6 protein-coding genes and 1 tRNA gene are annotated in these 9441 nt (G+C 52.5%); 3 read left to right on the top strand and 4 right to left on the bottom strand.

Annotated elements, in window-relative coordinates; all coding sequences use genetic code 11:
* Positions 1–4 precede the first annotated feature (4 nt).
* Together OGV93_RS09775 and orn are read right to left on the bottom strand one after the other, a co-directional pair.
* Positions 5–80 (bottom strand) — tRNA-Gly (locus tag OGV93_RS09775).
* 240 nt (positions 81–320) lie between these two features.
* Positions 321–866: an oligoribonuclease gene (gene orn / locus OGV93_RS09770; protein WP_016151407.1), complete on the bottom strand. Its 546-nt coding sequence runs from the start codon at positions 864–866 to the stop codon at positions 321–323.
* Between the two features lie 105 nt (positions 867–971).
* On the opposite strand from orn, the gene rsgA reads away from it, so the two are divergent.
* The 3 genes from rsgA to mscM all read left to right on the top strand — a co-directional run bounded on the left by rsgA (position 972) and on the right by mscM (position 6417).
* Positions 972–2024: a small ribosomal subunit biogenesis GTPase RsgA gene (rsgA, locus tag OGV93_RS09765; protein ID WP_168188438.1), complete on the top strand. Its 1053-nt coding sequence runs from the start codon at positions 972–974 to the stop codon at positions 2022–2024.
* Positions 2025–2116: 92 nt separating this feature from the next.
* Positions 2117–3085, top strand: coding sequence for an archaetidylserine decarboxylase (asd, locus tag OGV93_RS09760; protein ID WP_016155504.1), 969 nt, complete (start codon positions 2117–2119; stop codon positions 3083–3085).
* 17 nt (positions 3086–3102) lie between these two features.
* Positions 3103–6417 carry a miniconductance mechanosensitive channel MscM gene (gene mscM / locus OGV93_RS09755; RefSeq protein ID WP_101700302.1) on the top strand — a complete coding sequence of 1105 codons (3315 nt, stop codon included), beginning with the start codon at positions 3103–3105 and terminating at the stop codon, positions 6415–6417.
* 80 nt (positions 6418–6497) lie between these two features.
* Here the strand turns inward: mscM and yjeM are convergent, their stop codons facing one another.
* Together yjeM and epmA are read right to left on the bottom strand one after the other, a co-directional pair.
* Complete coding sequence (gene yjeM, locus OGV93_RS09750) at positions 6498–8000, bottom strand: glutamate/gamma-aminobutyrate family transporter YjeM (protein ID WP_181626582.1); 1503 nt, start codon at positions 7998–8000, stop codon at positions 6498–6500.
* Positions 8001–8214: 214 nt separating this feature from the next.
* Positions 8215–9192 carry an elongation factor P--(R)-beta-lysine ligase gene (epmA, locus tag OGV93_RS09745; protein WP_003830517.1) on the bottom strand — a complete coding sequence of 326 codons (978 nt, stop codon included), beginning with the start codon at positions 9190–9192 and terminating at the stop codon, positions 8215–8217.
* Between the last annotated feature and the right edge of the window lie 249 nt (positions 9193–9441).

Raw genomic sequence — 9441 nt, 5'->3', positions numbered from 1 at the left:
ATTTTGGAGCGGGAAACGAGACTCGAACTCGCGACCCCGACCTTGGCAAGGTCGTGCTCTACCAACTGAGCTATTCCCGCAAATTTGTACTGCTTTTGCTGCTGCCGTAACGTGTAATTCTCTGTCGTTACGGGAGGCGCATTATACGAGAAATCCGTTTAGCTGCAACCCCCCTAAAAGCGATTTTTTCGTTTTTCTGTTTAAGTGCTGAATTTATCGGCAAGTCGTCTAATTTAGCGACAATCCAGCCTCAGTGCAAGCGCACAGGAACGATATTCGTAGGCCGGGTAAGCCACAGCGCCGCCCGGCCATCCACAAAATCAAAGCTTAATAAAATGTTCGCGATAGTAAGCAAGCTCAGCAACAGATTCACGAATATCGTCCATCGCCTGATGCGTTCCCTGCTTGGTGAAGCCAGCAAGGATTTCCGGCTTCCAACGACGCGCCAGCTCTTTCAGAGTACTGACGTCAAGATAGCGATAATGGAAATATGCCTCCAGCTCCGGCATGTATTTAAACAGGAAACGACGATCCTGACCGATGCTGTTGCCGCAGATAGGTGATTTCCCTTCTGGAACCCACTCTTTCAAAAAAGCCAGCGTAGCCAGTTCAGCTTCACGATCCCCCATGGTGCTCGCCTTCACGCGATCCACTAGCCCACTACCGGTATGCGTACGTACGTTCCAGTCATCCATTAATGCCAGCTGTTCGTCGGACTGGTGCACCGCAATTGTCGGTCCTTCAGCCAGAATATTCAGGTTGGCATCCGTCACCAGCGTGGCTATCTCAATTATGCGATCGCGCTCGGGATCCAGACCTGTCATCTCCAGATCGATCCAAATCAGGTTGTTTTCATTGGCACTCATGCTATTTTCCACCCTTCAGCGTCACATTCAGTGTGACTATATTCATCTAAAATTGCGTGTATCATAAATGTTTTGCCCATTATGGGCGACCAGGAGTCAGTCCGATTGAGTAAGAATAAACTCTCCAAAGGCCAACAGCGCCGTGTGAACGCCAATCACCAGCGTCGTCTGAAAACGTCCACGGAGAAGCCAGACTACGACGACAACCTGTTTGGCGAAACCGCTGAAGGCATCGTTATCAGCCGTTTTGGTATGCATGCCGACGTGGAATCTGCTGACGGTGAGATTCACCGCTGCAACATCCGCCGTACAATTCGCTCGCTGGTTACCGGCGATCGCGTTGTCTGGCGCCCGGGAAAAGCAGCAGCAGAAGGCGTGAATGTCAAAGGCATCGTTGAGGCGGTACACGAGCGTACCTCGGTACTGACACGTCCCGACTTTTACGACGGGGTAAAACCCATTGCCGCCAACATCAACCAGATCGTTATTGTCTCAGCCATCTTACCCGAGCTGTCACTCAATATTATCGACCGGTATCTGGTAGCCTGTGAAACGCTACACGTTGAACCAATTATCGTCTTGAATAAGATCGATCTGCTGGATGACGAAGGCATGGCCTTTGTTAACGAACAGATGGATATTTATCGCCACATTGGCTATCGCGTGTTGATGGTATCAAGCCGCACGAAAGACGGCCTGAAACCGCTTGAAGAAGCATTAACCGATCGCATCAGCATTTTTGCCGGTCAGTCGGGCGTTGGTAAATCTAGCCTGCTCAATAATCTTCTCGGCCTGCAGGAAGAGATCCTGACCAACGATGTCTCCGACAACTCCGGCCTTGGACAGCACACCACCACTGCCTCTCGCCTGTATCATTTCCCGCACGGTGGCGACGTTATCGACTCCCCTGGCGTACGTGAGTTCGGGTTGTGGCATCTGGAGCCGGAACAAATCACACATGGTTTTGTCGAATTCCATGACTACCTGGGCCACTGCAAATACCGCGACTGCAAGCATGATACCGATCCAGGCTGCGCTATCCGTGAGGCCGTAGAAAAAGGGGCAATAGCCGAAACTCGGTTTGAAAATTATCACCGCATCCTGGAAAGCATGACGCAGGTAAAAACACGTAAAAACTTTTCTGATACAGACAACTGACAACTAAGCTAAGCATCGCTAGAATCGTCCCCCTTTTTTCAGGATCCGGCCCGTATGCCGGATCGGGAACAAATTATGGCCTGGAGGCTACCTTGTTAAACTCATTTAAGCTTTCGCTACAATACATTCTGCCGAAACTATGGCTCACTCGCCTGGCGGGTTGGGGTGCGAGCAAACGAGCAGGATGGCTGACTAAACTGGTTATCGATCTGTTCGTGAAATATTACAAGGTCGATATGAAAGAGGCGCAAAAGCCGGATACCGCCAGCTATCGCACCTTTAACGACTTCTTTGTTCGCCCACTGCGCGACGACGTTCGCCCGATTAACACCGATCCAAACGTACTGGTCATGCCTGCTGACGGCGTGATTAACCAGTTAGGAAACATCGAAGAAGACAAACTGCTGCAGGCCAAAGGGCACAGCTATACTCTTGAAGCACTGCTGGCCGGCAACTACCAGATGGCGGACAAATTCCGCAACGGTACGTTTGTGACCACTTACTTATCTCCACGCGATTACCACCGTGTACATATGCCGTGTAACGGTATCCTGCGTGAAATGATGTACGTGCCAGGCGATCTCTTCTCTGTAAATATCCTGACTGCGCAAAACGTTCCAAACCTGTTTGCACGCAACGAACGCGTAATCTGTCTGTTTGATACCGAATTTGGCCCGATGGTGCAGATTCTGGTCGGCGCGACCATCGTCGGCAGTATTGAAACCGCATGGGCTGGCACCATTACCCCACCGCGTGAAGGCGTCATCAAACGCTGGACCTGGCCGGAAGGCGAAAGCGAAGGGTCGGTGGCGCTGCTGAAAGGTCAGGAAATGGGCCGCTTTAAGCTCGGTTCCACCGTTATCAACCTGTTCGCGCCTGGCAAAGTTAACCTGGTTGAGCAGTTGCAGGACCTTTCAGTGACCAAAATCGGCCAGCCAATGGCCATCTCGACCGAGACATTCGTGACGCCAGAGGCAGAACCTGCCCCGCTTGCGAAAGAAGAGATCGAAGCAGAACACGACGCCAGCCCGCTGGTTGACGACAAAAAAGACGAAAGTTAAACATAGGAATCGCTGCTGTGCGCCTGATTATCACTTTTCTGATGGCCTGGTGCCTCAGCCTGGGGGCGTACGCTGCGACGGCCCCCGATGCCAAACAACTCACCCAGGAACTGGAGCAGGCAAAAGCGGCGAAACCTGCTCAGCCAGAAACCGTCGAGGCGCTCCAGTCCGCGCTGAATGCCCTCGAGGAGCGTAAAGGTTCTCTCGAGCGTGCCCAGCAATATCAGCAGGTTATTGATAACTTCCCCAAGCTGTCCGCAACATTACGCGCGCAGCTTAGCAACCTGCGCGACGAACCGCGCAATGCGCCAACCGGACTCACCACCGATGCGTTAAACCAGGAGATCCTCCAGGTCAGCAGCCAACTGTTGGAAAAGAGTCGTCAGGCCCAGCAGGAGCAGGATCGCGCCCGGGAAATCGCAGACTCGTTAAGCCAGCTTCCTCAACAGCAAACCGATGCCCGCCGCCAGCTAAATGAGCTTGAGCGACGTATTGGTACCGCCAATTCTAATCCCGCGCAGAATCAGGCGATGCAGGCTGAATCCGCCAAACTCAAAGCCCTGGTCGATGAACTGGAGCTGGCGCAGCTTTCCGCTAATAACCGCCAGGAACTGGCGCGTATGCGCTCAGAGCTGGCGGAAAAACAGAGCCAGCAGCTCGATACTTACCTGCAGGCTTTGCGCAACCAGCTCAACAGTCAACGTCAGCGTGAGGCAGAGCGAGCGCTGGAAAGCACCGAACTGTTGGCGGAAAACAGCGCGGGACTGCCGGAAGGTATTGTCGACCAGTTCAAGGTTAACCGCGAACTGTCTCAGGCATTAAACCAGCAGGCGCAACGTATGGACCTGGTCGCCTCGCAACAGCGTCAAGCCGCCAGCCAAACGCTACAGGTGCGCCAGGCATTGAATACGCTGCGAGAGCAGTCTCAGTGGCTTGGGGTCTCAAATATGCTGGGAGAAGCGCTGCGCGCGCAGGTATCCCGTTTACCGGAAATGCCCAAGCCTCAGCAGTTGGATACCGAAATGGCGCAGCTTCGCGTGCACCGTATGCGCTATGAGGATCTCCTCAACAAACAGCCGCAGTTGCGTCAGATTCATCAGGCCGATGGACAACCGCTGACCGCTGAACAGAGCAGCATTCTCAACGCCCAGTTACGCACCCAACGTGAGCTGCTGAACTCTTTGTTACAGGGTGGCGATACGCTGATCCTTGAGCTGACCAAGCTCAAAGTCTCTAATAGCCAACTGGAAGATGCGCTAAAAGAGGTCAACGAAGCAACGCACCGTTATCTGTTCTGGACCTCGGACGTTAGCCCCATCTCCCTCTCCTGGCCTGTCGACATCGTCCAGGATCTGCGGCGTCTGATCTCATTAGATACGTTTAATCAGTTGGGCAAAGCCAGCATCATGATGCTGACCAGCAAAGAAACGCTGCTGCCGCTTTTCGCGGCATTGGTGCTGGTTGGCTTTAGCCTCTCTTCACGCAAACACTTCACCCGTTTTCTGGAGCGTTCATCTGCGCGGGTCGGGAAAGTCACCCAGGACCACTTCTGGCTGACGATACGCACGGTGTTCTGGTCGATACTCGTCGCTTCTCCGTTGCCGGTGCTGTGGGCAACGCTCGGTTACGGATTGCAGGAAGCCTGGCCTTATCCATTAGCTGTCGCTATCGGCGATGGCGTTACCGCCACGGTGCCCATGCTGTGGGCAGTAATGATTTGCGCCACCTTTGCGCGCCCCAACGGTCTGTTCATTGCCCACTTTGGCTGGCCGCGTAACCGCGTCGCGAAAGCCATGCACTATTACCTAATGAGTATTGGGCTGATTGTGCCGCTGATCATGGCGGTGATTATGTTTGATAATCTCAATGACCGGGAATTCTCCGCCTCACTGGGGCGTCTGTGCTTTATTCTGATTTGCGGTGCGCTGGCGGTCGTGACCCTGAGCCTGAAACGCGCCGGGATACCGCTGTACCTCGATAAAGAAGGCAACAGCGATAACATGGTCAACAGCATGCTGTGGAATATGCTGATGGGCGCACCGCTGATTGCCATTCTCGCTGCGGCAGTGGGCTATCTCGCCACGTCGCAAGCTTTACTGGCGCGTCTGGAAACGTCCGTAGCTATCTGGTTCTTGTTACTGGTGGTGTATCACGTTATCCGCCGCTGGATGCTGATCCAGCGCCGCCGACTGGCGTTTGACCGCGCCAAGCATCGACGTGCCGAAATGCTGGCGCAGCGCGCACGGGGTGAAGAAGAACCAGCGCATTCCACCAGCCTTGAAGGCACGATTGATGTTGATGAAAGCGAAGTGGATCTGGATGCTATCAGCGCGCAATCACTGCGCCTGGTGCGCTCTATCCTGATGCTTATCGCCCTGCTCTCGGTCATTGTGCTGTGGTCAGAAATTCATTCCGCTTTCGGCTTCCTGGAAAATATCTCGTTATGGGATGTCACCTCCACGGTGCAGGGTGTGGAAAGTTTAGAGCCGATAACGCTGGGTGCAGTGCTTATCGCAATCCTGGTGTTTATCATCACTACCCAGTTAGTGCGCAACCTGCCCGCGCTGCTGGAGCTGGCGCTGCTGCAACATCTCGATTTAACCCCCGGCACCGGTTACGCTATCACCACCATCACCAAGTACCTGCTGATGCTGATTGGCGGTCTGGTGGGCTTCTCAATGATCGGTATTGAGTGGTCCAAACTGCAATGGCTGGTAGCTGCTCTCGGTGTCGGTCTGGGCTTTGGTTTGCAGGAGATCTTCGCCAACTTTATTTCCGGCCTGATTATCCTCTTTGAAAAACCAATCCGCATTGGCGACACGGTGACGATTCGCGATCTTACCGGTAGCGTGACGAAAATTAATACCCGCGCCACGACCATCAGCGACTGGGACCGCAAAGAGATCATCGTGCCCAACAAAGCCTTTATCACCGAGCAGTTTATCAACTGGTCGTTATCGGATTCGGTCACCCGTGTGGTATTAACCATCCCGGCACCGTCGGAGGCTAACAGCGAGGAGGTTACGCAGATCCTGCTTACTGCCGCACAACGCTGCTCACTGGTTATCGATAACCCGGCGCCAGAAGTCTTCCTGGTTGACCTGCAGCAAGGGATTCAAATCTTCGAACTGCGTATTTATGCCGCTGAGATGGGGCATCGTATGCCGCTGCGCCACGAAATCCACCAGCTGATTCTGGCTGGCTTCCGTGAGCACGGTATCGATATGCCGTTCCCACCGTTCCAGATGCGTCTGGAGAGCCTCGGCGGTAAGCAAACGGGAAGAACCTTAAGTTCTGCGGGCAGAAGCAGTCGCCCGGCGGGGAGTTTGTAAACAACAATGATGCCGAATGGCAGCTTCGCCGAATCCGGCCTACGAAGAATCATTTTTGTAGGCCGGATTCAGCAGGAAGTTTACTCCACCGCCCACTCAGGCTCGTTGGCCGTGCGACGGCTGTAGTTCTGATAAATCGCCATTGCCAACAGCGAGAAGAAGATCGGGCCTCCGGTCATCCACAATGCGCTGTTCCAGTCCCCAGCTTCAATCACCGGCTGGATGATGGTGAACACATTGGCAAACGTCACCACCAGCACAACCACCGATGTGGCCAGTAACGTCGCCGCTCGGGTTTTAAAGACAACAAACGGTCTTTCCAGGCCCGTACGGGCTTTAAAGAACGGAAACGCCAGCGCGAGGAACAGATACGGCAGCGTCATCGAGACGTTCGCCATCAGCGTCAGTTTGTTATAGAACGCTGAAGCCGTATCGCCGCCAAACGAAACCAGCAGGATAAACAGGCTCACCAGCAGGCACTGCAACCACATTGCCGTCGTCGGCATCCCCACGGCATTTAGTTTGGTCATTGGCGCTGGCCACAGCGCCTTCGGCGTTCCCTGAATAATCGCTTTCAGTGGCGAATAGCTGAGCGTGAAAAAAGCGCCGGTATAAGCGAGAAACATAGAAAGCCCGGTGATACGCGCGAACCACACCCCCGTCACCATCGCGGTTTCAGGAGAAAGATGCAGCGCGTTACCTAACGTCATCCCGAGGCTTTTCATCAGGATATACGTTATATTGCCGAGGTTGACCGAGCTATTGCTTAATACTTGCTGCCAGTTGGTGCTAACGCCCCATAAAAATATGGCCAGTGAATAACCGACAGAAATGACAATCGCGGCAAAAACAATGCCTTTCGCAAAGTTCTTTTCTGGCTTCTCTGTTTTATCAACTAATCCACCCACGGCTTCTATTCCGCCGTAAGCAAAAATGGCAAACACAACAAATGACAACATGGCCAGACCGGACTGATATCCCGGATTAGGTGAGGAGATGAAATTAATATCCTGCGCAAAGTGACCACCAGTTAATAACAAAATAGCGACACTCACTAACAACAGAACTAAATTAAGACACATTACGGCAATTCCGCCTACAGCCGTAATACGAGCAATCTTATTAATACCCCGGGAGGCCACGCAGGTTACCAGAATCATCCAACCGACGGCGAGCAACCCGACGACCTGCGTAGGCTCAAGCCCCGCAAAACGCCAGTGCTGCGTCATGTCTGCGCCAAATAAGAAGGTTGAAAAAGGTACCCAGACTTTCGCTGCGGTACTTACCATCCATATTACATAGGAAGAAAACCACATAAACGTGCCGATAAACGCATAGCGTGGCCCAACGCTATTATTCATCCACGAATAGATTCCTCCCTCTTCTTTCCGATAGGCAGCCCCCATTTCCGCCATCATTAAAGCAAATGGGATAAAGAATAATAATGCAGAAAATATATACCACGGAATCGCGCTATACCCCATTAGATAGAATGCGGAGGGGCTATTCGCAAAACCGAAAACAGACGTAAATATCATGAGGATGAGACCTATAAGGCTCATCTTTTTTATTGTTTGGGTCATTAAACCATCCCTTACTCTGGCAAGCGTTTAACAAACGCCACTCACCGGTTGGCACTGCCCTCTTTTCAGAGTTCAGCGATAGAAAAATCAACACAGAATTGATACCTGAACAATATCAAATATCCAGGAGTAAATTGTAGCTATTAGAGGGTAAATGAAAAAATATGCTACAAAGTGGCTATTTCACCGCCACTTTGTATTGAAGGAGAGTACGTTACGCGCGATCGACGGTAAATGCGATAACCTCGGCCAGGCTCTCTGCGCCCAATGCCAGCATCACAAGACGGTCAACGCCCAGCGCCACGCCAGAACAATCCGGCATCCCCACTTTTAACGCTTCAAGCAGGTTGGTGTCGATAGGCTGCTGCGGCAAGCCACGTGCGGCACGTTTGCGGTTATCCTGCTCAAACCGCTGCTGCTGTTCGCGCGCGTCGGTCAATTCATGGAAACCATTCGCCAGCTCAATACCTTTGTAGTAAACCTCGAAACGTTCAGCCACGCGGTGATCTTCGGTACTGATTTGCGCCAGTGATGCCTGGCTGGCCGGGAAATGATACACAAACGTCGGTTTGTCTTTGCCAATATGCGGCTCAACGCCCATCGTAAACAGCAACTGCAGTAAGGTGTCCCGGTCTTCTTCGGTATCGGCGATATTACTGAGATCCAATTTCGCCGCCACTTCCCGCAGTTGGGTTTTATCTGCAGACAGCGGGTCTATCTCCAGATGGCGCTGGAAGGCTTGCTGGTAAGAGAGACTTTCCGCAGGTGAGCAGTCCAGCACCTGCTGGAGCAAATCATCCACTTCATTCATCAGGCGATACATATCGTAGTGCGGACGATACCACTCGAGCATAGTGAATTCAGGGTTATGATGACGCCCCATCTCTTCATTACGGAAGCTGCGGCACAGTTGATACACCGGGCCGCATCCTGCCACCAGCAGGCGCTTCATATGGTATTCCGGGCTGGTCATTAAATAGAGATTCATTCCCTGGGAGTGTCCAGGGCCGACGAAACGCGTTTCGAACGGGAACAAATGGATGTCCGTTACCGTTGCCTGACTCATACAAGGGGTCTCAACCTCAAGCACGCCACGATCGGCAAAAAAGCGGCGAATCTCCGCTATAATTGCTGCACGTTTTAACAAATTGGGGATGGACGCGCTCGGCTGCCAGGTTGCCGTTTCGCTCATGGTTGTTTCTCCGATTTAAGACAAGGGCACGAAGTCTACTCGTATCGCGTTAACGAGACAAATTTCGCGCGCCAATAATCCACACTGGCAATTGGATAAAAAAAGCGACATGGGGTGGTTTAGTAATTAAATTAATCAAATTCAATGATAATTCCCCCCTTTGACACGCTAAAAAAATCGAACACGTCAAATTTCCCGCACATCCCTGAGACTATACTATTGTACCTATAAAGGAGCAGTGGAAACGCG

The organism is Citrobacter sp. Cb031, assembly GCF_030336725.1.
In the GTDB taxonomy this organism is placed as follows: domain Bacteria; phylum Pseudomonadota; class Gammaproteobacteria; order Enterobacterales; family Enterobacteriaceae; genus Citrobacter; species Citrobacter braakii.
The sequence above is the reverse complement of the archived record's forward strand: the minus strand, read 5'-3'. Positions and strand labels throughout refer to the sequence as shown.